Here is a 23,346-nt window from a genome sequence, read left to right on the forward strand (position 1 = left end):
AAACTGGGCCAGGAATTAGTCTGGCGGTTGGAGGCTGCGGCGTTCCAGGGGCTGTTCGGCTTCCTGCGCCTGCTGGGCGTCGAGCGGGCCTCGGGCTTCGGGGGTAAGCTGCTGCGGACGCTGGGTCCGCTGACCGGCACGCACAAGACGGTGACGCGAAACCTGCGCATCGCCTTCCCCGACATGGACGCCGCCGAGCGCGACCGCCTGGCCGTGGAGCAGTGGGAGCAGACGGGCCGCACCTTCGCCGAACTGGCCGTCATGGACCGGTTGACGCCGGAAAGCGGGCGGATCGACATCGTCGGGCTGGAGCGGCTGCATGCGGTGCGCGACAGCGGCAAGCCGGTGGTTCTGATCTCGGGCCATCTGGCCAATTTCGAGGTCATGGCGGCGGTCATTATGTCGGCGGGCGTACCGTGTCAGGTGACCTATCGCGCGGCCAACAACCCCTATGTCGACGCCCTGATCCGCCAGAGTCGCGAGCGTTACGGCATCAAGCTGTTCGCGCCCAAGGGCGATGGCACGCGCGAACTGATGGCGGGGATGAAGCGCGGCGAATCCATCGCCCTGCTGGTCGATCAGAAATACAGCCAGGGGCCGGAGGTCGAGTTCTTCGGCCAGCCGGTCAACGCCTCGCCCGGCGCGGCGCGCATGGCGCTGAAGTTCGGCACGGTGATGCAGCCGCTGTCGGTGGTGCGCCTGCCCGGCGTACGCTTCCGCGTCACCGCGCATGAGCCGATCGCCGTGCCCGATACCGACGACAAGGCGGCTGATGTGCTGGGGGGCGTGCAGGCGGCCAACCGCTTCGTCGAGGATCGGGTGCGCGAGCATCCGGTCGACTGGTTCTGGGTCCACAAGCGCTGGCCGCCCCAGGTCTATGAGGCGCTGCGGGCGTCGGAGCGATCATAGTGCTCCTCAGCATAACGCCGTGATGACGGCGGTAGGGAGAAAGTCGACGCCTAATCCACCACGCCGTCGTCGGCCCGGCGGAAGGGACCGGTGAAGCCTGTCGTCCCTGTGCGGCGGCGATCCGGTCCGAAATAGCTGGGCGAGCGCACGAAGGGGCGGGGGCGCAGGATCACCGCCTCGATCCGCGTCAGCAGGGTCTGGGCCTTCACCGGCTTGGCCACGAACTCGGTCACGCCCGCGTCACGGGCCTCGGTGACACGGCTCTTCTCGGAATGGCCCGTCATCATGATGACCGGCAGATAGGGGTTCGGGCTGTCGCCCTCGTTGCGGACTGCGCGGGTGAAGGCGGCGCCGTCCATCGGCTTCATGCGGAAGTCGACGATGGCGATATCGACCGCCTCCTGACGCAACAGGTTCAGCGCCGCCGCCCCGTCCTCCGCCTCGGTCAGGCGGCCCACGCCGACGGACTTCAGCATGGCGGCGACGATGGCGCGCATATTGGGATTGTCGTCGACCAGCAGGACGTGGATCGAACTCAGGGCGGACATCTGCGGGACACCGACGAACAGGGGCGCCGGAGGCGATCCGGCCATGACATTCAGAAAGGGCTCAGCGCCCGGCGGCCGCCAGATACTCGTGCGGTCCGGCGTAGGCTTCCTGCTTTTCGACCGACCAGTAGCGCAGGGCGGTCAGGGGAATGGCCGCGCCGCTGACAGCGCACCGCACATAGGCCCCAGCGGACAGGACCGCGAACTCGCCGTCGCCGTAATGAAGGCAGGCCTCGCTGGAGACGGAAGAGGGGGGCTGGGTGCTCATGCCGCCATCATAGCGTGAAGCTTGTGCGGGACGAGAGCCGAATCGCCGTCATCTGGCCGCCTGTCGTTCACAATTTCGGATGTTCCATGTCCCGCTCGCCCGCCGACATCCTGGCCGCCGCCGTTTCCGCCGCTGTCCTGGCCGCCGCGCCCGGCGCGATCGCTCACGACGATGCGGCCGAGCGCCCGACGATCCGCGATCTGGGCCGGGCGCCGGGCATACTGTCGCCGGGGCCGTTGAACGCCATCACCGACGTGGCCGGGGTGAAGGTGGGGCAGGTGACGCTGCATTCTGGCGACAGCATCCGCACCGGCGTCACCGCCATCGTGCCGCACGGCGGTTCCCTGTTCCGCGACAAGGTTCCGGCCGGACTGTCGGTGGCCAACGGCTTCGGCAAGCTGGCGGGCGCGACGCAGATCATGGAACTGGGCGAGGTCGAGACGCCCATCGTCCTGACCAACACCCTGTCCGTGGCGCGGGGGATCGACGGCGTTCTGGACTGGACGCTGAAACAGCCGGGGCATGAGGACGTCCGATCGGTCAACGCCGTGGTGGGCGAGACGAACGACGGCGGGCTGAACGACATCCGCGCGCGCGTCGTCACGGCCGCCGATGTGGTGCGGGCCATCGAGACGGCGACGCCGGGGCCGGTCGAGCAGGGCGCGGTCGGCGCCGGGACAGGGACCATCGCTTTCGGCTTCAAGGGCGGCATCGGCACCAGCTCGCGCAAGCTGCCCGACAGTCTGGGCGGCTTCACCGTGGGGGTGCTGGTGCAGTCGAACTATGGCGGCGTGCTGAGCATCGACGGGGCGCCGGTCGGGATGCGGCTGGGCCGCTACTACCTGCGCGAGGAGGTGGAGAATGAGCGCGCCGACGGTTCGATCATGATCGTGGTGGCGACGAACGCGCCGCTGTCGGACCGCAATCTGGAGCGACTGGCGAACCGCGCCTTCGCCGGTCTGGCGCGGACGGGGGCGGCCTTTTCGAACGGCTCGGGGGACTATGCGATCGCGTTTTCGACGGCGGAGGACGTGCGGCGGACGCCAGAGCGGCGGGCGGGACAGGCGATGGTCGCGGACTGGCCGAACGACCGCATGTCGCCCCTGTTCGTCGCGGTCGCCGAGGCCACGGAGGAGGCCATCCTCAATTCCCTGCTGAAGGCGCAGACGACGACCTCGGTGATCGACGGCAAGCCGGTGATGATCGAGGCGCTGGGTATTGAGGCGGTGAAGGCGGTGCTGGCTGAGACCGCCAGCCGTTAGGGCGCCGCCCCTTCTAATCCGCTCATCCCGGCGGACGCCGGGATCCAGTGTGAGCAACGCGCTCGGTTCTTCTGAAGACTGGCGCCGAGTTTCCAGGTGCTGAGGTTGAAGCCAAAGCGTTGGATCCCGGCGTCCGCCGGGATGAGCGGGTGTTGGCTCAGAACAGGTCGCCCTGTCCCGCAGGCGATGGCTTCGAACGAGGGGCAGGCTTGGGCGCAAGCGTCGGACGCGGCGTCGCGCCCTCGCCGTCGATGGTCGCGCCTCTGGCGCCGTCGCCGAAGACGATCTGCACCGCCTGCCCCGGCGATAGGGCGGCGGCTGAGGCGATCATGGCGCCGTCGGCGTCTTCGATGCGGGCGAAGCCGGGTTTGGGCGTCTTGGGGTTCAGCGTGGTCAGGGCGCGGGACAGGGCGGCGAGGCGGTCCTCGGCGCGCTCCAGCCGACGCGGCATGACGCTGTCCAGACGCACGCTCAGCGCTTCCAGCCGCGCCTGCCGCTGATCGAGGCGGCGATGCAGGGGCGCGGGGCTGAGGCGTCCCACCGTCTGCAGCAGGCGGCGCTCGTTGCGGGCGACGCCCGCCTGAACCGCAGAGCCCAGACGGTCGGCGGCGCCGCGCAGGCGGTCCTGACCGCGCTCGACGCGGGCGCGCAGCAGACCGGGCGTCAGCCGACCGGCCGCGACCGCCAGCTGGCGCTCATGCACGGCGACGTTGCGGTGAAGCCCTGAGCCGAGGCGGCTGGCGGCGAGGTCCAGCCGCTGCTGCGGCAGGGCCAGCAGGTCTTCGGGCCGGGCGGGCAGGCCGCGCGCGGCGGCGCGCAGGCGGGTGCGGCGATCCTCCAGCATCCGCGCCCCGGCGCGCGACAGGCGACCCTCCAGATCGCTGAGCGCCCAGCGTAGATCGGCCAGCACCGGCGTCGCAATCTCGGCCGCCCCGGTCGGGGTCGGGGCGCGGCGGTCCGACACGAAGTCGATCAGGGTGGTGTCGGTCTCGTGCCCCACGGCCGAGATGATGGGGATGCGGGCGGCCGCGACCGTGCGCGCCAAAGCCTCGTCGTTGAAGCACCACAGATCCTCGACCGAGCCGCCGCCGCGCGCGACGATCAACAGGTCGGGGCGGGGGATCGGCCCGTCCGGCGTCATGGCGTCGAAGCCGCGGATGGCGTTGGCGACCTGGCCGCTGGCGGCGTCGCCCTGAACCACAACGGGCCAGACTATGACACGGCAGGGCCAGCGCTCGGCAATGCGGTGCAGGATGTCGCGGATGACGGCGCCGGTGGGGCTGGTGATGACGCCGATGGTGGCGGGGAAGGTCGGCAGGGCCTTCTTCTTCGCCGGGTCGAACAGGCCCTCGTCGCGCAGTTTGACCTTCAGCCGCTCCAGCTGGGCCAGCAGGGCGCCCGCGCCCGCCGCCTCCATGCTCTCGATCACGATCTGATAGGAGGAGCGCGCCGGATAGGAGGTGATCTTGCCGGTGACGATGACCTCCAGCCCCGTCTCGGGCTGGACGCCCAGGCCGCGCACCACGCCCTTCCAGATCACGCCGTCGATGGCCGATTTGTCGTCCTTCAGCGTCAGATAGACGTGGCCCGAGGCGTGGCGGTTCACCTTGGAGATTTCGCCGCGCAGCCGCACATGGCCGAAGCGTTCCTCCAGGGTTCGCTTCAGCGCGAAGCTCAGCTCCGAGATGGATAGCGGCGGATTGTTGTCGCGCGCGGGCTGCGGTGCCGCGCCCTCGAAGGCGTAGTCGTCGTCGGAGGTCATGGCGCGCACCCTAGCCGTCGCCGCCGCGCCCGCAAAGACATGGTCGGCAAGCGTGGCGGAACGGGCGCGTCCCCGCGCGCGTTCGCCGGTCATGGTGCAGTCTCCAGACCCGTTTCCGGAAGAGCCGACGGCCGACGACCTGCCGCCCGACCAGGCGCGCGAGCGCGAACTGGCGCGTCGCAGTCATAATCCGACGCTGAGCCCGTGGCTGGTTCTGGGGCTGATTCTTCTGGCCGGCGCCGGCGTCTATGTGGTCTCGGCCCTGATCTAGAGACAGGAGGGTTCGATGATGAAGACCGTGTTCGCGGCCGCCTCGGCCGCGGCTCTGCTGGCGGCTTGTTCGCAGCCGCCGGCCAAGCCGGATAGGACGCCCGAGGCCTCGCCCGACGCCGCCTCGGCGCCGATCATGGCTGGCGCGCCCGCCGCTGGGGCCGGGGCCATGGCGCTGGGCCTGACCGTGGCTCAGTTGGAGGACGCCGACATCATCACGCCGGCGGGCGTCGATCTGGGCGATGTCCAGCGGGTCGATGTGGACGCCTCGGGCGCCGTCTCCGGTCTGATCATCGAGCCGGCAGGCGAGGGCGGGCCGCGCTGGGTTCGTATTCCGCTGGATGGTCTGACCACCCGCAAGGAAGGCGACGACTACGACCTGGTGTCGACCATGACGCTGGCGCAGTTGAAGGCCTTGCCCGCCTGGGTTCCTTGATTTGCGTGACCCAAGGGGCCGCTAACCCTTTCCGGCGCTTGACCGGGACGGCGCGTGCGGCCATTCCGCCCCCATGAACATTCTGCTCGTCGGATCAGGGGGGCGCGAACACGCCCTGGCCTGGAAGATCGCCCAGTCGCCGCTGGTGACGCGGCTCGTCGTCGCGCCCGGTAGTCCGGGCATGGCCAGGCTGGGCGAGATGCGCCCGGACCTGAAGGCGACCGACGCCGAAGGCCTGGCGGCCCTGGCGCGCGAGATGAAGGCGGACCTGGTCGTGGTCGGTCCGGAATCGGCCCTGGCCGAGGGTCTGGCCGACCGGCTGAACGCGGCGGGCATTCCCTGCTTCGGCCCGACGCAGGCGGCGGCGCAGTTGGAGACGTCGAAGGCCTTCTCCAAGGCCTTCCTGCAACGCCACGGCATCCCGACGGCGGGCTATGGCGTCTATGAGGACGTCGCCTCGGCCAAGGCGGCGCTGGATCAGTATTCGGCTCCCTATGTCATCAAGGCCGACGGCCTGGCGGCGGGCAAGGGCGTGGCCATCAGCCCCGATCGCGCCGACGCCGAGGCCGAGATCGAGCGGATGCTGGGCGGCCGCTTCGGCTCGGCCGGGTCGCGCGTGGTGATCGAGGAATTCATGGACGGGGAGGAGGGCTCCCTCTTCGCCCTGTCGGACGGAACGCGGGCCGTGCTGTTCGGCGGCGCCCAGGACCACAAGCGCGCCTTCGACGGCGATCTGGGCCCGAACACCGGCGGCATGGGCGCCTATTCGCCCGCGCCCGTCTTCACGGCGGCTTTCACCCAGGCGGCCAACGACCGCGTGGTCGTTCCGACCATTCAGAAGATGGCCGAGGAAGGCGCCCCCTATCGCGGCGTCCTCTATGTCGGGCTGATGGCGACGGCCGAAGGCCCCAAGGTGGTCGAGTTCAACGCCCGTTTCGGCGACCCGGAATGCCAGGTGCTGATGATGCGGTTCGACGGCGACGTCGTGCCGCTGCTGCTGGCCTGCGCGCGCGGCGACCTGACCCAGGCGCCGGCGCCGGCCTTCAAGCCGGGCGTGGTGATCTGCGTGGTGCTGGCGGCCAAGGGCTATCCCGACAGTCCGCTGGAAGGCTCGGTCATTCGCGGCGCGGATCAGGACTTCGGACCGCACGTCCAGGTCTTCCATGCGGGGACCAAGCTGCGCGACGACGGCGCCCTGGCGGCGGCGGGCGGTCGGGTGCTGAACGTCTGCGCCTATGGCGACGACGTGGCCCAGGCGCGCGAGCGCGCCTATGAGGCCATCGCCAAGATCGACTGGCCGGGCGGTTTCCACCGCACCGACATCGGCTGGCGGGCGCTGGAGCCGCGCTAGGCGGCTCCGCCGTGCTTTAGGTCATGGCGAACAACAGCCGGCCTTCGCCCATGCGTTCGCGCAAGGGGATCAGGTCGGCGTGGGACACCGAGAAGCAGCCGTAGGATCGGCCCAGCTTGCCCTGGCGCGCCAGGAAGGCCGGGTCGGCGTAGTCGGCGCCGTGGATGATGATGGCCCGTTCGCGCGCCAGATTGTTGGAATACTCCAGCCCGTCCAGCAGGACGTTCGGCCCCTGCTGGCTGCCCCAGCTGGCGCCCGCCGTGGCGTAGGCGCCGATGGACGACATATGGCTGTCCGGGCGGTTCGAGAACTGCTGCGCATAGCCTGAATGCGCCGGGTCCGAGCCGCGCCCGTGGCTGGTGCGATAGGCCGTGACCCAGCCGCCTTCCAGATCGACCTCGTAGAAGCGGTCCTCGCCCGAGAATTTCTGGAAATCGACCAGATACATGCGGTCTCGCCGGCTGATCTTATGGCCGTGCACGTCCATGGCGGCGCGGGCGCGTTCGAGCAGATCCTTGCGGACGACGCCGTGGGGATCGATCGTCGTTCCGGCCTCTGCGACCTGAACATGAGCCGCCGCCGCCCGCTCAGGCAGGGTCGGAAGCGTAGGCGCGACGGCTCCGGCGAGCTGAAGGCTGGTGGTGGAGGCGGCGGAGGAACATCCCGCCAACAGGGCCGAACCGCCCAGGATCAAGCCACGTCTGGAAAGCCGCATGCGACGCCCCTCGCACGTTAAACAACTGTATCGGCTTGTTTCATGAACCGTCTGTGCAAGGCAACCTTGGCCTTGGCGCAAAGATTGGAACGGTTATGTTGCCCGCTCTAGTAACGGGAGGGATTCATGAAAAAGCTTGCCCTGATTGTGACCGCGGCCGTTTTGGCCGCTACCGGAGCTGAAGCGCGTCAAAGCCCGACGCCTGCGTCGGTTTCCGCTGAACAGCCGACGAAGTTCGTTCAAGTGGGGCGGCTTTTGGCCGATCCGGCCAGCGGCCGGGTGCTGCGTGATAAAACTCTCGTGATCAGAGGGAACCAAGTCGTCGAGATCCGCGACGGCTTCGTAGGCGAGGGGAATATCGTCGACCTGCGTTCGGCTTTCGTCTTGCCCGGCCTGATCGACAGCCATGTCCATCTGGGCAGCGAGCAGAGCCCGAACAGCCGCCTGGACCGGGTGACGATGTCGAACGCCGACCAGGCCATGGTCGGCGCGCGTCATGCCCGGCGTACCCTGAACGCGGGCTTCACCACGGTGGCCGACCTGGGCGGCGCCAATGAGTCGATCTTCGCCCTGCGCGACGCCGTGCGGCGCGGCGACGTGCCGGGGCCGCGCATCATCGCGGCCGGTTCGTCCGTCTCGGTGCACGGTGGTCACGGCGACGCCAACGGCTATCGCGAGGACATCCTGCACGTGATGTCGAACGAGAGCGTCTGCTCGGGGGCCGAGGACTGCCGTCGCGCGGTGCGGACCCAGGTGCGCGCCGGCGCCGACATTATCAAGATCACTGCTACGGGCGGGGTGCTGTCGAACACCGCCGCTGGTCTGAACCAGCAGTTCACCCAGGACGAGCTGGCCTCCATCGTCGAGGTCGCGCACCGCATGGGGCGGCAGGTGACGGCCCACGCCCACGGCGTCGACGGCATCAACGCCTTCCTGCAGGCTGGCGGCGACTCCATTGAGCACGGCACCTATCTGGACGACGAATCCATGCGTCTGTTCAAGGCGAACGGGGCCTGGCTGGTGCCGACGCTGCTGGCGGGAGATTTCGTGGCGCGGGTCGCGTCGAGCCCCGACAACTTCTTCACCCCGGCCCAGACGGCCAAGGCGTTGGAAGCCGGACCCAAGATGCTGGACATGGCCGCGCGCGCGCATCGCGGCGGGGTCCGGATCGCCTTCGGCACCGATTCCGGCGTCTCGGCCCATGGCGACAACGCCCAGGAGTTCGCCCTGCTGGTTCGGGCGGGTCTGACCCCGCTGGAGGCCATTCAGTCGGCCACCGTCGGCGCGGCCGAGCACCTGAAGATCTCGGGAGAGGCGGGCCGCATCGCGCCGGGCATGCCCGCCGACCTGATCGCGGTCACGGGCGATCCTTTGACCGATGTGACTGAGCTTGAGCGCGTCCGCTTCGTTATGAAGAGCGGCCAGGTCTTCCGTCAGGACTGAGGTTTCAGTGGATCCAGCAGGAAGGCGGCGAAAGCCGCCTCATCCTCGAAACGCGCGACCACGGGCCAGGGCGATACCCTGGCCCTTCTTTCCGGGGTGAGGCGCACCCAGTCCTTTTCCGTCGTCACCAGTCCTGCGTCGTAAATGGCGGCGCGGTCGGTCAGGAAGGCGAAGTCGCGATCCGACAGTTCGGCGTGGTCGGGGAAGGGGACGAAATCCTTCAGGTCGCACCCGGCGGCGATCAGCGACCGCTCCACCTTCCACGGCTTGGCGATGCCCGCGAAGCCGACCTGCGGCCCCGGCGGCGGCGGGGTGGCGGCTTCCAGCCGGGCGATGAAGACGGGCAGGTCGCCGAAGACCGCCAGCAGTTCGGGATCGGCGGCGTCCAGATCGGTCGGCAGCATGACGACCACGGCGTCAGCGCGCGCCAGCCCGGCCTCCAGCGGCTCGCGCATCGGGCCGGAGGGGAAGACCGAGCTGTCGCCGAAGGGCCATTCGTCGCCGCGTGTCTCGCCGTCGACCACGATCAGGCTGAGGGTCTTCTTCAGCGCCGGGTTCTGGTGGCCGTCGTCCAGAACGAGGGCGGAGACGCCGTCAGCTGCGGCGGCGCGGGCCCCCGCCACGCGGTCGCGGGCGATCCAGGCGGGGGCGTCCTGCGCCAGCATCAAGGGTTCGTCGCCGACGTCGGCGGCGGCGTGTTGGTTCAGGTCGACGCGGACGGGGCCTTCCAGCCTGCCGCCATAGCCGCGCGACAGGGCGGCGGCCTCTACGCCTTGGGCGCGCAGCAGGCGCAGCGTCTCGCGCGCGACAGGGGTCTTGCCCGAGCCGCCGACGGTCAGATTGCCGATGGAGATGACCGCCGCGCCCGGATCGACCGGCGTGGCGCGGGCGATCTTGCGCGCCGTGACGCCCGCCCACAGCCATGAGGCGGGCTTCAGCATCATCCGCGTCATCGGGGCGTGGCGGCGGTCGCGGCTATACCACCAGCGGGGGGTGTTCAGTTTCATGGGCGCCTGCGCGAAGGGGCGGCGGGCAGGTGGGTCTGAAGCGCCAGCCACAGGCGGTCCAGCCCGGCGGCGGCGGCCTCTGCAGAGCGGCGGGCGCGTTCGCCCATGTCGCGGGCGGCCTCGGGATCGGCCAGCATGGGGCCGACGACCGAGGGCAGTTCGGCGGGCGACAGGACGGAGACGAGGCCGCCCGCCTGTTTCAGCATCCGGGTCACGGCCTGCCAGTTGCTGGCGTCCGGGCCGGTGACGATGGGCTTGGCCAGGCGCGCGGGCTCCAGCGGGTTGTGGCCGCCGACGGCGCCGCCGCCCAGCGCCGGGGCGAAGGAGCCGCCCATGACCACCACATCGGCCAGCCGCAGGAACAGGCCCAGCTCGCCCAGGGTGTCGGCCAGGTAGATGTCGGTCTGGTCGCAGATCGGCTGGCCCTGGCTGCGGCGCGCGAAGCCGTAGCCGTCGTGGCTCAGGGCTTCGGCGATGGCGTCGGCCCGTTCCGGATGGCGCGGCACGACGATCAGGAACAGGCGGTCGGCCAGATGATCCAGCGCGCCGACGATGGCCATTTCCTCATGCTCATGGGTGCTGGCGGCGACGACGACGGGGCGGTCGTCGATCAGGGCCGACAGGCGGGCGAACTCGCCCTTGTCATAGGGCAGGGGCTCGCCGGACAGCTTCAGATTCACCTGACCGTCGACGCGGGCGCCCAGCGCGCTCAGCCGGTCGGCGCTGTCCTGATCCTGAGGCCAGACGTGCTGGAAGCCGTTCATCAGGGCGCGGGCCATGCCGGGGGCCTTCTTCCACCCTTGCGCCGTCTTGTCGGTGATGCGGGCGCTGACCAGAGCCAGCGGCACGCCGCGTTTGCGGGCGGTGGTCAGGAGGTTGGGCCACAGCTCGCTCTCGACGAAGACGCCGACATTGGGCCGCCAGTGGTCGAGGAAGGCCGCGACCGCCGAGGGGGCGTCCACAGGGGCGAATTGATGGATCACGCCGCGCGGCAGGCGCGTCGCCAGCACCTGGGCCGAGGTCAGGGTGCCGGTAGTGACCAGCACCGTCACGTCGGGGCGGTCCTTGCGGATGCGCTCGGCCAGCGGAAGGATGGACAGGGCCTCGCCGACGCTGACGCCGTGGATCCAGACCAGAGGCCCGTCGGGGCGCGCCATGCCGGGCAGGCCCAGCCGTTCGTCGACGCGGGCGGGGTCTTCCTTGCCCTTGTTGACGCGGGCGTCCAGCAGGCGCGGGGCCAGCGGCTCCAGCAGGCGGGTCAGCAACTGATAGGCGATCAGGGCGGGGCTGAAGGCCACGGTCAGACGCGCTCCAGCCCGGTGAGGGCGTCGGCCCGCGCCTCGACGGCGGTCAGGCGCGCGGTCCAGTCGGCGGCGACCTCGGCCAGGTCGACGTCTTCAGGATACCAGGCCTTGTCCCAGACGATGGCGCCTTTCCCGAACGGCAGGGGCAGGATCGCTCTGTCCCAGCTGTTCAACCGGATCGCGGGTTTGCACGACAGGCCGATGAACAGAACCGGCGCGCCGGACATCTTGGCCATCAGCGGCAGGCCCTCGGCCATCTGGCGCGCCGGGCCGCGCGGGCCGTCCGGCGTGATGGCCAGACCGCCGACCTTCAGCTGCTTCAGGCCGTCGCGCAGGGCCTGTGCGCCGCCCTTGGACTGTTTGGCCTTGTCCTTGTTGGCCGAGGAGCCGCGCACGGCGGGAATGCCCAGGCGGCCGACGGCCTTGGTGAAAAATTCACCGTCAGGGCTGAGGGAGACCAGACCCTTGACCGGCTGTGCCCGCGTCATCGGCCAGCAGACCGGCGCCAGGGCGAGGCGCGAGTGCCAGAAAGCGCACAGGACGCCGCCGCCGTCGGCCCAGACCTCTTCGGCCGCCTGTTCGTTCTCATGCGTCCAGCGGGTGGTGGCGTAACAGAACCGCATCCACTCGGACAAAAGCCAGGCGGCGGTGTTCTGGATGATCGGATTGCGTAGGGGTCTCATGCGCCGGTCTCGTCGGGCAGTTCAGCCAGCGGGGACAAGGCGATCGGATCGCTGTCCAGCGACTGCTGACGGGCCAGGCGGGCATAGAGGCCGCCGCGCGCCACCAGGGCGTCGTGGGTTCCTTCCTCGACGACGCGGCCGCCGTCGATGACGTAGATGCGGTCGGCGTTCTTCACCGTCGACAGGCGGTGGGCGATCATCAGGGTGGCGCGGCCGTCCATCAGCCGCTCCAGCGCGGCCTGAACCAGGGCCTCGCTCTCGGTGTCCAGCGCGCTGGTCGCTTCGTCCAGCAGCAGGATGGGCGCGTCCTTCAGGAAGGCGCGGGCGATGGCGAGGCGCTGGCGCTGGCCGCCGGACAGGCGGGCGCCGGCCTCGCCCACGCGGGTGGCGTAGCCGTCGGGCAGGGCGGCGACGAAGTCGTGGGCGGCGGCGGCGCGGGCGGCCTCGACGATGTCCTTGGCGGTCGCGCCGGGGCGGCCATAGGCGATGTTGGCGGCGATGGTGTCGTCGAACAGGAAGGGCTCCTGCGTCACCAGGGCGATGTGGTCGCGCAAGGACGACAGGCTCAGCTCGCGGATGTCGCGGCCGTTCAGCGTCACCTGGCCCGCCGTCACGTCGTAGAAGCGCGGCAACAGGCTGAGGATGGTCGACTTGCCGCCGCCCGAGGGGCCGACCAGGGCGATGGTCTCGCCCGGCGCGACGTGCAGGCTGACGTCCGACAGGGTCGGGGCGGACCCGTCCTCGTCGGCGCGATAGGCGAAGGAGACCTGCTCCAGGGCGACGGTGACGGGGCCGGGCGCGACCTGGGCGGCGTCGCTGGCCTCGCGGATCTCGGGCTCGATGTCCAGGGCGGCGAACAGGCGGCGGGCGGCGGTGAAGCCCTCGCTCAACACCGTCGTCAGGTTCGTCACCTGGCGCAGGGCCTGACCGGCCAGCAGCAACATGCCGATGAAAGAGGCGAAGGCACCGACCGTCATCTCGCCCTGGCTGGCGCTCCATCCGGCATAGGCCATGACGGCGGCGACGACGCCGTAGGCGACGATGTCGCTGGCCGGGCCGGAGAAGGCGCGGCTGTCGGCGCCCTTGATGACGTGGCGCTGGCGGCGGTCGATGACGGTGGAGACGCGGGCCTCTTCGGCCGCCTCGCGGTTTTCGATCTTGATGACGCGGACGCCGTCCAGATTCTCCATCAGGGCGCTGGACAGGGCCTCGGTCTCGACCATGGCGCCGCGCGCGGCTTTGCGCGACTTCTTGCCGAAGCGGCGGATGATCCAGCTGACGACCGGCACGCCCAGCAGGACGATCAGCGTCAGCGGCAGGTCGATGAAGCCCATGGCGACGATGACGCCCAGCAGCATCAGGGCGTTCTGGGTGTAGTTGACCACGCCCGAGGTGAAGGCCTCGCGCACCAGGTTGGCGTCGAACAGGACGGAGGAGACGAACGTCCCCGAATGCTGGCTGCGCAGGCGCGACAGGTCGGCCCGGATCATGCCCGAGAACAGCTGCTTCTGGATGTCGCCGACGATGCCGTGGCCCAGCCGGTTCACCAGCGCCGCCTGGCCCGCCATGCTCAGCGAACGGATCACCGCCACGACGATGATGAACAGGGGAATGGCGATCAGCACCTTGTCCGCCGGGATGGTGACGGTCTTCCAGATGGTCACGGGCCCCTGATGCTGGCCGAACAGCAGGTCGATGGCCGGTTCCAGGAACTTCAGCAGCAGGGCCGTCAGGCCGCCTGACACGCCCGCCAGCAGCATGGAGGCGAAGAAGGCCGGCTTGTGCCGCGACAGATACTCGCGCCAGATGCGGGCGAGCAGGGGCCGCAGCGGCTCGCGGGCGTCGTCATGAGGGGCGGGAACGGTCATCGGCCTTCGGTCGAACGGCTGAGGCGTCAAGTCAAGCGGCCGCGCGCGAGAGAGACGGCCTTGGGACGGGTGACGCCGGATGCAAACGGCGCTATCTCGCCGTCATGGGGCGCTACGATCTGACTACGCCGTTCGGCCGTTTCAAGGCGCGCTGGTCCTATTTCTGGAAGGATCACGCCTTTCTGCGCACGGCGTTCACCAACGCCCACTGGCTGGGACCGGACCTGGTGCGGACCAATCAGCCGTCGCCGCGCCAGCTGGCCTGGTGGAAGCGGCAGGGCGTCCGCACCGTCGTCAATCTGCGCGGCCAGAGGGACGAAGCCTATTACTGGCTGGAGAAGGACGCCTGCGAACGGCTGGGCCTGACGCTGATCGACGCGCCGCTGGATTCGCGCGATCCGCCGGGCAAGGACCGTGTGCGCCGGGCCAAGGCGCTGTTCCAGACGATGGAGTATCCGGCCCTGATCCACTGCAAGTCGGGCGCGGACCGGGCGGGGATGATGGCGGTCTTCTATCGCCACTTCCACCTGGGCGAGCCGATCTCGGCGGCGATGGAGGAACTGGGCAAGCGCACCCTGCACAGCCGCGAGGGGCTGACCGGCGTGCTGGACTATACGCTGGAGAAATACGTCGCCGAGGTCGAACCCACGGGCGTCAGCTTCGAGGACTGGGTCGAAAGCGACGCCTATGACCCCAAGGCGATCCGCGCCGAGTTCAAGGCCGGATGGTGGGGCAAGCTGGTCGTCGACCGCCTGTTGAAGCGCGAATAGGGGTCAGCCCCAGGGGCCGCGTCCGGCGGCGGGCGGCGGGGCGTTGCGCGCCGCCTGTTCCTTCTTCCATCGCTTGATCTGACGCACGTGATCGCGTTGGCGGGCCAGGACGATCAGCCATAGCGCCAGGACGGCGATCAGGGAGACCACGCCGAAGATCTGCTGGCCGTCCAGCGTCTGGCCGAATAGCGTCAAGGTCTGCGGTCCCGATCAGAAGGGGTGAAGGGGTCGTTCCAGGCGGTGTCCTGATCCTCGCCGGGGCGGGCGACGTGCGGCGGCCCCTTGCGCACGACCCACACGATCGCCGCCACGGCGACGACCACCAGAAGCAGGACGATGAGGGTCGGCAGCATGGCGAATCCTGTTCATGACAAAGGCGACTGATGAGAAAGCGCATCAGCCGCCCCTGCGGTTCCTGAACAGCGGCGTAACTGCGCCGTGAACGGTGGGTCAGGCGTCGGTGCGCGGATCGATCAGCTTGTGCGCGTGCAGGATGAAGTAGCGCATGTGGGCGTTGTCGACGGTCGCCTGGGCGCGGGCCTTCCAGGCCTTCTTGGCTTCTTCGTAGTTGCCGAAGGCGCCGACGAACTCGACCTGGGACAGGTCGCGAAAGACGGGCTCGGCCGGGTGGCGCATTTCGCCGCCGATGACGAGGTGAAGCAGTTGGGGGTCGTGAGAGTCGGCCATGGAGAGGGGGTCCATTGCGGGAGGAATGTCAGATGGCCAGCGGGATAGGCGCTGTGCGCCTCACGATCAACGGGTGAAGGGCCGGCGCGGCGCATATCAGGCTGGTTTGGCGCGGATCGGGGCGATTAAAGCGCCAAGCGCGGCCCATATGGTCGCTGACCCTGGCCCCGGCCTCTTCGGCGATCAGGGCGCCGGCGCAGACGTCCCAGTCCCATTTGGGGCTGATGGCGATGGCCGCATCGAAGGCCCCCGCCGCCACAAGCGCCATGCGATAGGCCAGGGCGTTGCGCTTGGAAAAGCGCATCGGCGGCCAGGGCTCGTCCCATTCGCGCGCCTCCATCAGCCGGGCGTCGGCCAGAAGCTCGGCGTCTTCCAGGTCGTCGGTGTCGGAGGCGCTGATGGGCCGTCCCTGCAGGCGGGCGCCGCCGCCCAGCGTGGCCTCGAACATCTCGTCCATCATCGGGGCGTGGATGACGGCGGCGACGGGGCGGCCGTCCTCGACCACGGCGATGGGCACGCACCACCACGGCTTGTTCTTCATGAAGGCGACGGTGCCGTCGATCGGATCGACGACGAAGATGCGTTTCTTCGACAGGCGTTCCGTGCTGTCGGCCGTCTCCTCGGACAGCCAGCCGTAGTCGGGCCGGGCGGTCAGCAGCGCATCGCGCAGCAGCTGGTCCACCGCCAGATCGGCGCTGGTGACGGGCGAGCCGCCGTCCTTGGACCAGACCTTCAGCCCGGCCTCGCGGTGTTCGAGCGCCAGCCGACCGGCGGCCAGCGCCGCGTCGCGGATCAGGGCGAGGTCGGCGCGGTAGTCGCTCATTTGCCCGCGATCGCCACCTTGTCGAACAGCAGGGAGGGGCTGTTGAACGCGCCGCGGAACTCCAGATCCCCGGCGCGCTGCAGGCGGGCGTAGAGGTCGATCAGATTGCCCGCCACGGTGACTTCGCTGACCGGATAGGCGCGCTGGCCGTTCTCGAACCAGAAGCCCGACACCCCGGCCGACCAGTCGCCGGTGTTGCCGTTCAGCGAGGGGCCGAACATGGAGGTGATCAAAAGGCCCGTCCCGGCCTGGGCCATCAGGGCCTCCAGATCGCCTTCGCCCGGCGTCAGGTGCAGGTTGTGGGTCGAGACGCCGGACGGTCCCGCCAGCCCGCGTGAGGCATGGCCGGTGGTCTGCAGGCCCAACTGGGCCGCCGAGGCCGTGTTCAGCAGCCAGTTGGTCAGGACGCCGTTGCTGACGATCTCGCGCCGTTCGACGGCCACGCCCTCGTCATCGAAGGGGGTGGAGCCGAGGCTGCGCGGGCGGAACGGGTCGTCGATCAGGTCGACGCCGGTCGGCAGGACGGCCTGGTTCAGCTTGTCCTTTAGGAAGGAGCTGCCGCGCGCGATCGACGGGCCGGAAATGGCGCCTAGCAGCGGCGACAGCACCTGTGTCGCCACGCGGTTCTCGAAGATGACGGGGGCGGTGGTCGAGGCGATCTTGCGCGGGCCGACGCGGGCGACGGCGCGCTCGCCCGCCTTCAGGCCGATGGAGGCGGCGTCCGGCAGGTCGGACAGGTGGCGCACGGCGCGGCTTTCGCCGCCGCGCTCCATGGCGCCGTCCTTCTCGGCGATGACGCCGACGCCCAGCGAGAAGGCGCTGCCGCGATGGCGCCCGTCGAAGCCGTGCGAGGTGACGAGGCGCCATTCGCTGGCCGACCAGGAGGCGTGGCCGCCCTCGGATTTGGACACGCCCGATACGGCGAGGGCGGCGGCCTCGGCCTCGGCGGCGGCGGCTTCAAGCGCCTCGGCCGAGCGTTCGGCGGGATCGTACAGATCGAGGTCCGCGTGCGGCGCGGCGGCCAGACGGTCCTGCGGCGCAAGCGAGGCATAGGGGTCTTCCGGCGCCAGCTTCGCCATCGCCACGGCGCGCTCGACCAGACGGGCGCGGGTGGCGTCGGACAGGTCGGAGGCGGACACCGTCGCCTGACGCCGCCCGATGAAGACGCGCAGGCCCAGATCGCGAGCCTCTTCGCGCTCGACGTCTTCCAGCGCGCCGTTGCGCACGCCGACGGACAGGGAAGCGCGATGGGCGGACACGGCCTCGGCCGCATCGGCGCCGGCCTTCAGCGCGGCGGAGATCAGATCGTTCAGGATGTCGGGGGAGGGCGTCTTATCGGACATGCCCCGATATGGCGGAGGGAAACAGGGCGCGCAACCGTTGTCACCCTCTCCTGATGGGAGAGGGCTTGAGCCTCCAAGAGCGTAGCGATTGGCTAAGGCGACCCGAAGGGCGGCGCGTAGCAGCCAAAGGGTGAGGGTTCGCGGGTGAGGTCGGCCGCAAGGCCGTGGCGCGGCGGCTTACGCCGACTGACGGGACAAGCCCCTCACCCTTTCGCTTGGTGGATCGCCCTCGGCTCTCCGAAGCTCAAGCCCTCTCCCGCCGGGAGAGGGTTGGGTTTTTGCCTATAGGATGGACCAGGCGATTAGGCTCAGCGCCGCCACCAGCAGCGCCAGCCAGGTCAGGATCATGCCGACCGAGCGGCCCAGCGACGGCCCCTCCTGGAACAGCAGGCCCAGCGCATGGATCACCCGTCCGGCGAACAGCATCCCGCCGACGGCATGGATCAGCAGGGCCGGGGCGCCGAGGAAGGCCAGCAGGATCAGGCCGCACATTCCGGCCGGGATGTATTCGGCGGCATTGGAGAAGGCGCGGGTGGCGCAGACCAGCTCGCGCACGCCGCCGTCGCCGAACTCGACCAGATGCTGACGCCGCCGCCGCACCACCACGCCCGACAGGACGAACAGCAGCAGGATCAGCAGACCGCCCCACAGGGCGGCGGCCTGAATGGTCGGGATCAGGCTCAATTCTCGCGCCCCACGGGATAGAGGCGATAGCGCTGGTCGTAGAAGGGCGTGCGCTCATAGAACCAGGCCAGACGCGCGTCGCCGTCGGCGGCGAAGGCGGGGTCGGCGGCCAGCTTGGCTTCGAACGCGGCCTTCAGGGCCGGATCGGCGGCCAGCATCTTTTCGGCCAGCGGGGCGATGGCGTAGGCCTCGATGTATTCGACGCGGTTCAGCACCTCGGGGAACATCCCCCAGGCGAAGAAGCTCTCGTTCGACTGCGGTTCCAGCAGCAGGATGGCGACGTCGCCCATCGGCTGATCGGTCGGCACGCGGACGGAGCCGATGGGGAAGGTCCAGTCGTGGGCTTCGGGCCGGACGTCGCTGACCGAGATCGGCACATGGCCTTCGTTGGTGCGGCCCGACACCTTGGGATCAAGGAGGCGCAGCATGTCGACGGCGACGGTGCGCGGGGCGTCCAGCGTCTCCATCCGCACGCCGTGGATGCGCAGGCGCTCGATCACGTCATGACGATAGGACGGCACCCAATAGGCGGTCGGCCGCTTCAGCGTCAGCGTCGGGTGCGAGCCGTAGAAGGGCATGGGCCACAGTTCGGCGTCCGGCTGACCCAGCCAGCGAATTTCAGGGCGGCCCGACGCGATGCTGTCGAACGTCTCATAGCGGATGCCCTTGAAGGGGCGGGTGTGCGAGGGCGTCTCGTCGCTGTCGAAATTGGCGGGCAGTTCGGCGGGACGCAGGGCGCGGTCGGCGGCGATGGCGGCGCGCAGGTCGCCGGACTTTTCGGCCAGCAGCTTTAGCGCCTGTTCGAGGAAGACATAGGTTCCCAGCACCCGCTGTTCGTGCGGCTTCAGGCTGTGGTTCTCGATCAGTATGGTCGGGACGTGGGCCGCCGAGCCCCAGCCGTTGGAGAAGCGCTCGCCCAGACCGCCGTCGTTCAGCCCCTTCTTCGGATCGCGGTCGTCGATGGCGAAGACCAGTTCTCCGGGGATGTGGCCTTGAGCCTCCAGCGCCTCATACATGGCGGGCTTGAAGGCGGCGTCCAGCCATGAGGCGATGGCCGGGCTGCGGCTCCAGACGCCGTCCTCGCCGTTGTAGCCGAAGGTGACGTCGTATTGATAATCGATGCCGTCGGTGACGTGGATGTCGACGTAGAGGTCCGGCTGGTATTTGTGGATCAGGCCCATGACGGCCTGCATTTCGGCCTGATCCAGCTTCATGAAATCGCGGTTCAGGTTCTGGTTGGTCGCCGTGTGGCGCCAGCCCTGGATGCGCGGCCCGCGCTGGTTGGGGCGCGAATAGGCGCCCGCGCGCTCGTGTCCGTCGACGCTGAGGATCGGGATCAGGATCAGGTTGGCGCGGTCCAGCAGGCCGTCCTTGCCGTAGAAGGCCATGTCGCGCAGCAGCATCATGCCCGCGTCCTTGCCGTCGATCTCGCCCGGGTGGATGCCGGCTTGGGCCAGCAGGACGGGCTTGGACGGATCGAAGGTCGCGCCGTCCTTTGACGCGATCACGGCGTAGATCGGGCGGCCTTCCGGCGAGGTGCCGAACTGTTCGATGCGGATCAGGTCGCTGGCGGCGTCCAGCCGGTCGAACCAGGCGCGCGTGTCGGCGTAGTTGGGCGAGAAGTCATGCGCCGCATCGGCCTCGAACGCCGTGACCCAGGGATCGGCGGCGCCTCGTAGCAGGGCCCTGGACGCGCCGTTCCACGTGGGCGCGGGCGGCAGGAAGGCCTGATCCCAGGGGGCGACATTGGAGACTGAGGTCGGGGTCTGGGACATGGCGGGGCTCACGCAGGCGACAAGGGCGGCTACGGCCGCCGCAACAAGATAATCAGGGCGCATGGCTCTTCGTGGGCGCATCGTCATCGTCTGGCAAGCCTTAGCCCGCGCCGGTCACGAGCGACCAGCCGCCCGCCGCCGCCAGGGCCGCCGCCGACCGGAACATCTGCCACAGGCTGTAGAGCAGGACCACGATCAGGGCGCCCACCGCCACGCGACGCCAGGGCGCAAAGGCCGCGGTCGCCGTCCCGACCACGAAGACGGCGACCCCAGTCCACAGGGAGGCCGAACTGGCGATCTTGGCGAAACCGGCATCCGCCTGACTCAGGATGACGACCATGACCGCCACGATCAGGTTGGCGCCCAGGATGCAGCCGAACACCAGCTTGCGATGCGCCCAGAAGTGGTCGTCCAGATCGACCCGCTCATGCGCCCCTTCGGCCGAGATGCGGGGGAAGGTGACGCTGGCGGCCACATAGAAGGTCGCGGCGATGCTCAGACTGACCAGCAGCAGGAAGGTGTTGAACGGCGCCCCACGAAAGATAACCCAGGCCTGGTTCCAGAAGGTGGCGATGTCGATGGCCACGAACAGGGCAAGCGCCGGCGTCAGCCAGCCGAAACGGATGCGCTCGCGTTCATGCAGCACCCGCGCGAAGCCGCCGACCAGCTCCGCCACCGATAGGCCGAGCAAGAGGCCGTAAAAGCTGAAGAAGAATTCGAATGCGCTCAACGTCGCCCCCTAGCTTCGCATCGAACGGCGAAGCTAGACGGATCAGGCGCTGATCGCCAGAGCCAGCCGGCGCGGAGAGACCCCGGCGCCGAAGCGCCGGGGCCAGGATCACGCGGGCAGTTCCACGCGGTTCATGTTGCCGATGGCGCTGTTGTAGCGATCCACGACGGACTCGCGGTAGCTGTCCGAGTTGGACTGCTTGAAGTCGCGATAGGCGCCGACCATGCCGCTGAGATTGTCGGCGATGCTGGACAGGTAGGACTTGTTGCTGTTGTCCGCCGGCATCTTGGCCTGTTCCTCGCGCAGCTTGGCGATGGCCGCTTCCATCGCCGGCAGCTGGGCGTCCGCTTCGGCCTTGTTGTCCTCCATCACCGCATTGGTGAACAGGTCCGCCTTCTGCATGGCGTCCAGCAGGCTGGCCTCGGCGGCGTGGCCTCCCTTGCGCATGGCCTCCATCTTGGCGGCGTTGCTGGCGCGCTGGTATTCGGTCAGGGCGACGTCCAGTTGTTCGATGCTGGCGACGCTGCCCTGATAGGCCTGGGTCTGGGCGGCGTGGGCCGCCTTGGCCTTGGCCAGGCCGTCGTCGCGATAGGCGCGGGATTCGAAATAGGGGTCGAGCGCCTGCCACTGGGCCAGCAGGGCCTCCAGTTGCGGGATCAGCTTGTCGGCCGCCTCATCGGCCTTCTTGCCCTGATTGCCGCCGTTCAGCGCCCGGCCTTCCTTCAGCTTCGCGATCGCTCGCTCCAGGTGGGAGATGTTCTCGGGGAAGTAGAGATTCGCCGTGGCCGAGGCGTTCGGGATGTCCAGCTTCTGATAGTCGCCGAAGTATTTCGACACGCCCCAGTGGTCGTCGATCAGCGCGTTGAAGGCGTCGATGTAGAGGTTCATCTTCTCCTGGGTGGCCTCGTTGCCCGCCGCCTGGGCGACCGATTTAGGCGCCGGATTCTCGGCGTTGCCCTTGCTGTCGCCGCACGCCGAAAGGCTGAGCGCGGCGGCGAGTGCGAGCGTGGCGACGCCGGCGCTGGTGCGTGAAATCATATGGATTCCCCTAAGCCGATCAGCGCGCCTCAAGCGTCGCCGTTCCTTCGGCCGGGAAACTGAACGCCGATCAGCCATTTGGGTTCTCTCGCGAGACGAGTTTTTGCAAACTGCTCACAGGAACCGCGTCAGGCCTTCCAGATCGGCGCCCCGTCGCCCGGCAGGCCCAGCGAGGCCCACTTCTCGGAAACACGGTCGATGACGTCCTGCTCCATGCGGATTTCCTCACCCCATTCGCGCTTGGTCTCGGGCTCCCACTTGTCGGTGGCGTCCAGACCGATCTTGGAGCCCAGGCCGCTTTCGGGCGAGGCGAAGTCCAGATAGTCGATAGGGGTGTTCTCGATGACGGTGATGTCGCGCGCCGGGTCCATCTTGGTCGAGACGGCCCACATGACGTCCTTCCAGTCGCGGGCGTTGATGTCGTCGTCCACGACGATGATCCACTTGGTGTACATGAACTGGCGCAGATAGCTCCAGCAGCCCATCATCACGCGCTTGGCGTGGCCGGGATAGGCCTTCTTCATCGACACCACGGCGATGCGGTAGCTGCACCCCTCGGGCGGCAGCCAGAAGTCGGTGATCTCGGGAAACTGCTGGCGGATCAGGGGGATGAAGACCTCGTTCAGGGCCTCGCCCAGAACCGACGGCTCATCCGGCGGACGGCCGGTGAAGGTGGTCAGATAGATGGGGTCTTTGCGCATGGTGATGGCGCTGACCTGAAAGACCGGGAACTTCTCGACCGAGTTGTAGTAGCCGGTGTGGTCGCCGTAGGGGCCTTCGTCCTCGAACTCGTCCAGCAGGACGTGGCCTTCCAGCACGATCTCGGCGTTGGCCGGCGCCATCAGCGGCACGGTCTTGCACGGGACCAGTTCGGCCTTGGAGCCGCGCATCAGGCCGGCGAACTGATATTCCGACAGGGTTTCCGGCACCGGGGTCACGGCGGCGAGGATGGTCCCCGGATCGGCGCCCAGAACGACGGCGCAGGGCAGGGGCTCGCGCTTGCCCGCCTTCTTGTGCCGGGCGTAGTGCTGGGCGCCGCCGCGATGGGCCAGCCAGCGCATGATGGCCTTGTCCTTGCCCAGCACCTGCATCCGGTAGATGCCGAGGTTGAAGTCGTCCTCGCGGTCGTCCGACGGCCCCTTGGTCACGACCAGACCCCAGGTGATCAGGGGCGCGGGCTCGCCGGGCCAGCAGCCCTGAATGGGCAGGGCGGTCAGGTCGATCTGATCGCCCTTCAGCACCACCTCCTGCACCGGGGCCTTCTTCACCGTCTTGGGCCGCATGGACATGACGGTCTGGGCCAGAGGCAGCATCTCCATGGCGTCGCCGAGCCCGCGCGGCGGCGTCGGATTGCGCAGGAAGGCCAACAGTTCGCCGACCTCGCGCAGCTCGCCCGCCGTGGTGCGTTGCTTGCCCTCCAGCGTCACGCCCATGGCGACCCGCTTCACCGTGCCGAACAGGTTGGCGAGGCAAGGGATGGGGCTGATCGAGCCGTCCGGCATGACCGGCTTTTCGAACAGGACCGCCGGGCCGCCGTTCCTCAGCAGCCGGGTCTGGATCTCGGTCATCTCCAGATGGGTGGAGACGGGCTCGGACACGCGAACCAGTTCGCCGTCGGCTTCGAGGGTCGCAATGAAATCGCGCAGGGACTTGTAGGCCATGCGCTGACG

At 69.0% G+C, this 23,346-nt stretch carries 25 protein-coding genes; 7 read left to right on the forward strand and 18 right to left on the reverse strand.

The window, feature by feature from the left end:
- The first annotated feature begins 3 nt into the window (after positions 1–3).
- Positions 4–909, forward strand: coding sequence for a lysophospholipid acyltransferase family protein (locus tag EGK63_RS03670; protein ID WP_125900113.1), 906 nt, complete (start codon positions 4–6; stop codon positions 907–909).
- 50 nt (positions 910–959) lie between these two features.
- Here the strand turns inward: EGK63_RS03670 and EGK63_RS03675 are convergent, their stop codons facing one another.
- A complete protein-coding gene (locus tag EGK63_RS03675; protein WP_125900114.1) occupies positions 960–1,457 on the reverse strand; it encodes a response regulator in 498 nt (165 codons plus the stop codon).
- A gap of 61 nt (positions 1,458–1,518) precedes the next feature.
- On the reverse strand, positions 1,519–1,725 hold the full coding sequence (locus EGK63_RS03680) for a DUF2093 domain-containing protein (protein ID WP_125899981.1): 207 nt from the start codon (positions 1,723–1,725) through the stop codon (positions 1,519–1,521).
- Positions 1,726–1,811: 86 nt separating this feature from the next.
- On the opposite strand from EGK63_RS03680, the gene EGK63_RS03685 reads away from it, so the two are divergent.
- A complete protein-coding gene (locus EGK63_RS03685) occupies positions 1,812–2,987 on the forward strand; it encodes a P1 family peptidase (RefSeq protein ID WP_125899982.1) in 1,176 nt (391 codons plus the stop codon).
- 157 nt (positions 2,988–3,144) lie between these two features.
- On the opposite strand, the gene xseA is transcribed toward EGK63_RS03685, so the two are convergent.
- A complete protein-coding gene (xseA, locus tag EGK63_RS03690; RefSeq protein ID WP_125900115.1) occupies positions 3,145–4,749 on the reverse strand; it encodes an exodeoxyribonuclease VII large subunit in 1,605 nt (534 codons plus the stop codon).
- A gap of 91 nt (positions 4,750–4,840) precedes the next feature.
- On the opposite strand from xseA, the gene EGK63_RS03695 reads away from it, so the two are divergent.
- The 3 genes from EGK63_RS03695 (at position 4,841) to purD (ending at position 6,806) form a co-directional block, all read left to right on the forward strand.
- Complete coding sequence (locus EGK63_RS03695) at positions 4,841–5,020, forward strand: hypothetical protein (RefSeq protein ID WP_125899983.1); 180 nt, start codon at positions 4,841–4,843, stop codon at positions 5,018–5,020.
- A 15-nt stretch (positions 5,021–5,035) separates the two neighbouring features.
- The gene (locus EGK63_RS03700; RefSeq protein ID WP_125899984.1) at positions 5,036–5,455 is read left to right on the forward strand and encodes a PRC-barrel domain-containing protein; all 420 of its coding nucleotides are present in this window, start codon (positions 5,036–5,038) and stop codon (positions 5,453–5,455) included.
- 73 nt (positions 5,456–5,528) lie between these two features.
- A complete protein-coding gene (gene purD / locus EGK63_RS03705; RefSeq protein WP_125899985.1) occupies positions 5,529–6,806 on the forward strand; it encodes a phosphoribosylamine--glycine ligase in 1,278 nt (425 codons plus the stop codon).
- Between the two features lie 16 nt (positions 6,807–6,822).
- On the opposite strand, the gene EGK63_RS03710 is transcribed toward purD, so the two are convergent.
- The gene (locus tag EGK63_RS03710) at positions 6,823–7,521 is read right to left on the reverse strand and encodes a murein L,D-transpeptidase catalytic domain-containing protein (protein WP_125899986.1); all 699 of its coding nucleotides are present in this window, start codon (positions 7,519–7,521) and stop codon (positions 6,823–6,825) included.
- A gap of 126 nt (positions 7,522–7,647) precedes the next feature.
- Here EGK63_RS03710 and EGK63_RS03715 point away from each other — a divergent pair, with 126 nt between their 5' ends.
- Positions 7,648–8,964, forward strand: a complete 1,317-nt coding sequence (locus tag EGK63_RS03715) for an amidohydrolase family protein (protein ID WP_125899987.1) — start codon at positions 7,648–7,650, stop codon at positions 8,962–8,964.
- Here EGK63_RS03715 and lpxK read toward each other — a convergent pair.
- Genes lpxK through EGK63_RS03735 form a run of 4 tightly spaced genes read right to left on the reverse strand, consistent with a single transcriptional unit; the run spans position 8,955 to position 13,826 of the window.
- Complete coding sequence (gene lpxK, locus EGK63_RS03720; protein ID WP_125899988.1) at positions 8,955–9,971, reverse strand: tetraacyldisaccharide 4'-kinase; 1,017 nt, start codon at positions 9,969–9,971, stop codon at positions 8,955–8,957. The genes EGK63_RS03715 and lpxK overlap by 10 nt on opposite strands.
- Positions 9,968–11,269 carry a 3-deoxy-D-manno-octulosonic acid transferase gene (locus tag EGK63_RS03725; RefSeq protein ID WP_125899989.1) on the reverse strand — a complete coding sequence of 434 codons (1,302 nt, stop codon included), beginning with the start codon at positions 11,267–11,269 and terminating at the stop codon, positions 9,968–9,970. The genes lpxK and EGK63_RS03725 overlap by 4 nt, the downstream gene beginning before the upstream one ends.
- Positions 11,270–11,271: 2 nt before the next feature.
- On the reverse strand, positions 11,272–11,958 hold the full coding sequence (locus tag EGK63_RS03730; RefSeq protein ID WP_125899990.1) for a lysophospholipid acyltransferase family protein: 687 nt from the start codon (positions 11,956–11,958) through the stop codon (positions 11,272–11,274).
- Positions 11,955–13,826: an ABC transporter ATP-binding protein gene (locus tag EGK63_RS03735; protein ID WP_125899991.1), complete on the reverse strand. Its 1,872-nt coding sequence runs from the start codon at positions 13,824–13,826 to the stop codon at positions 11,955–11,957. The genes EGK63_RS03730 and EGK63_RS03735 overlap by 4 nt, the downstream gene beginning before the upstream one ends.
- 104 nt (positions 13,827–13,930) lie before the next feature.
- On the opposite strand from EGK63_RS03735, the gene EGK63_RS03740 reads away from it, so the two are divergent.
- Positions 13,931–14,596 (forward strand): beta-lactamase hydrolase domain-containing protein, encoded by a 666-nt coding sequence (locus EGK63_RS03740; protein ID WP_125899992.1) that lies wholly within the window; start codon positions 13,931–13,933, stop codon positions 14,594–14,596.
- Positions 14,597–14,599: 3 nt separating this feature from the next.
- Here EGK63_RS03740 and EGK63_RS03745 read toward each other — a convergent pair whose 3' ends face one another.
- From EGK63_RS03745 to EGK63_RS03785, 10 genes are all read right to left on the reverse strand, one after another.
- A complete protein-coding gene (locus EGK63_RS03745) occupies positions 14,600–14,791 on the reverse strand; it encodes a hypothetical protein (protein WP_003165768.1) in 192 nt (63 codons plus the stop codon).
- Positions 14,788–14,949, reverse strand: coding sequence for a hypothetical protein (locus EGK63_RS16430; protein ID WP_003165767.1), 162 nt, complete (start codon positions 14,947–14,949; stop codon positions 14,788–14,790). Before EGK63_RS16430 ends, EGK63_RS03745 begins: the two co-directional genes overlap by 4 nt.
- A gap of 97 nt (positions 14,950–15,046) precedes the next feature.
- Positions 15,047–15,298 carry a DUF4170 domain-containing protein gene (locus EGK63_RS03750; RefSeq protein ID WP_003165766.1) on the reverse strand — a complete coding sequence of 84 codons (252 nt, stop codon included), beginning with the start codon at positions 15,296–15,298 and terminating at the stop codon, positions 15,047–15,049.
- Between the two features lie 13 nt (positions 15,299–15,311).
- Complete coding sequence (locus EGK63_RS03755) at positions 15,312–16,106, reverse strand: 3'(2'),5'-bisphosphate nucleotidase CysQ (RefSeq protein WP_125899993.1); 795 nt, start codon at positions 16,104–16,106, stop codon at positions 15,312–15,314.
- Positions 16,103–17,449: a TldD/PmbA family protein gene (locus tag EGK63_RS03760; protein ID WP_125899994.1), complete on the reverse strand. Its 1,347-nt coding sequence runs from the start codon at positions 17,447–17,449 to the stop codon at positions 16,103–16,105. The genes EGK63_RS03755 and EGK63_RS03760 overlap by 4 nt, the downstream gene beginning before the upstream one ends.
- A 282-nt stretch (positions 17,450–17,731) precedes the next feature.
- Positions 17,732–18,133: an MAPEG family protein gene (locus tag EGK63_RS03765; protein WP_125899995.1), complete on the reverse strand. Its 402-nt coding sequence runs from the start codon at positions 18,131–18,133 to the stop codon at positions 17,732–17,734.
- On the reverse strand, positions 18,130–19,971 hold the full coding sequence (locus EGK63_RS03770; RefSeq protein ID WP_125899996.1) for a M14 family metallopeptidase: 1,842 nt from the start codon (positions 19,969–19,971) through the stop codon (positions 18,130–18,132). The genes EGK63_RS03765 and EGK63_RS03770 overlap by 4 nt, the downstream gene beginning before the upstream one ends.
- Positions 19,972–20,008: 37 nt before the next feature.
- The gene (locus EGK63_RS03775) at positions 20,009–20,638 is read right to left on the reverse strand and encodes a hypothetical protein (protein WP_125899997.1); all 630 of its coding nucleotides are present in this window, start codon (positions 20,636–20,638) and stop codon (positions 20,009–20,011) included.
- Between the two features lie 108 nt (positions 20,639–20,746).
- Entirely contained in the window at positions 20,747–21,676 is a 930-nt protein-coding gene (locus EGK63_RS03780; protein ID WP_165906521.1) for a DUF3829 domain-containing protein, read from the reverse strand.
- Positions 21,677–21,804: 128 nt separating this feature from the next.
- On the reverse strand, positions 21,805–23,337 hold the full coding sequence (locus EGK63_RS03785) for a UbiD family decarboxylase (RefSeq protein WP_125899999.1): 1,533 nt from the start codon (positions 23,335–23,337) through the stop codon (positions 21,805–21,807).
- Between the last annotated feature and the right edge of the window lie 9 nt (positions 23,338–23,346).

Origin of the sequence: Brevundimonas sp. 357, assembly GCF_003938605.1 — a bacterium.
In the GTDB taxonomy this organism is placed as follows: Bacteria; Pseudomonadota; Alphaproteobacteria; order Caulobacterales; family Caulobacteraceae; genus Brevundimonas.

Coding starts and splice junctions, on each gene's coding strand:
- EGK63_RS03750 (WP_003165766.1), bottom strand. CDS start 15,298: ATGGACCCCCTCTCCATGGCCGACTCTCACGACCCCCAACTGCTTCAC.
- EGK63_RS03780 (WP_165906521.1), bottom strand. CDS start 21,676: ATGATTTCACGCACCAGCGCCGGCGTCGCCACGCTCGCACTCGCCGCC.
- EGK63_RS03675 (WP_125900114.1), bottom strand. CDS start 1,457: ATGTCCGCCCTGAGTTCGATCCACGTCCTGCTGGTCGACGACAATCCC.
- EGK63_RS03785 (WP_125899999.1), bottom strand. CDS start 23,337: ATGGCCTACAAGTCCCTGCGCGATTTCATTGCGACCCTCGAAGCCGAC.
- EGK63_RS03685 (WP_125899982.1), top strand. CDS start 1,812: ATGTCCCGCTCGCCCGCCGACATCCTGGCCGCCGCCGTTTCCGCCGCT.
- EGK63_RS03680 (WP_125899981.1), bottom strand. CDS start 1,725: ATGAGCACCCAGCCCCCCTCTTCCGTCTCCAGCGAGGCCTGCCTTCAT.
- EGK63_RS03695 (WP_125899983.1), top strand. CDS start 4,841: ATGGTGCAGTCTCCAGACCCGTTTCCGGAAGAGCCGACGGCCGACGAC.
- EGK63_RS03730 (WP_125899990.1), bottom strand. CDS start 11,958: ATGAGACCCCTACGCAATCCGATCATCCAGAACACCGCCGCCTGGCTT.
- lpxK (WP_125899988.1), bottom strand. CDS start 9,971: ATGAAACTGAACACCCCCCGCTGGTGGTATAGCCGCGACCGCCGCCAC.
- EGK63_RS03715 (WP_125899987.1), top strand. CDS start 7,648: ATGAAAAAGCTTGCCCTGATTGTGACCGCGGCCGTTTTGGCCGCTACC.
- EGK63_RS03740 (WP_125899992.1), top strand. CDS start 13,931: ATGGGGCGCTACGATCTGACTACGCCGTTCGGCCGTTTCAAGGCGCGC.
- EGK63_RS03700 (WP_125899984.1), top strand. CDS start 5,036: ATGATGAAGACCGTGTTCGCGGCCGCCTCGGCCGCGGCTCTGCTGGCG.
- purD (WP_125899985.1), top strand. CDS start 5,529: ATGAACATTCTGCTCGTCGGATCAGGGGGGCGCGAACACGCCCTGGCC.
- EGK63_RS03770 (WP_125899996.1), bottom strand. CDS start 19,971: ATGCGCCCTGATTATCTTGTTGCGGCGGCCGTAGCCGCCCTTGTCGCC.
- EGK63_RS03755 (WP_125899993.1), bottom strand. CDS start 16,106: ATGAGCGACTACCGCGCCGACCTCGCCCTGATCCGCGACGCGGCGCTG.
- EGK63_RS16430 (WP_003165767.1), bottom strand. CDS start 14,949: ATGCTGCCGACCCTCATCGTCCTGCTTCTGGTGGTCGTCGCCGTGGCG.
- EGK63_RS03710 (WP_125899986.1), bottom strand. CDS start 7,521: ATGCGGCTTTCCAGACGTGGCTTGATCCTGGGCGGTTCGGCCCTGTTG.
- xseA (WP_125900115.1), bottom strand. CDS start 4,749: ATGACCTCCGACGACGACTACGCCTTCGAGGGCGCGGCACCGCAGCCC.
- EGK63_RS03735 (WP_125899991.1), bottom strand. CDS start 13,826: ATGACCGTTCCCGCCCCTCATGACGACGCCCGCGAGCCGCTGCGGCCC.
- EGK63_RS03760 (WP_125899994.1), bottom strand. CDS start 17,449: ATGTCCGATAAGACGCCCTCCCCCGACATCCTGAACGATCTGATCTCC.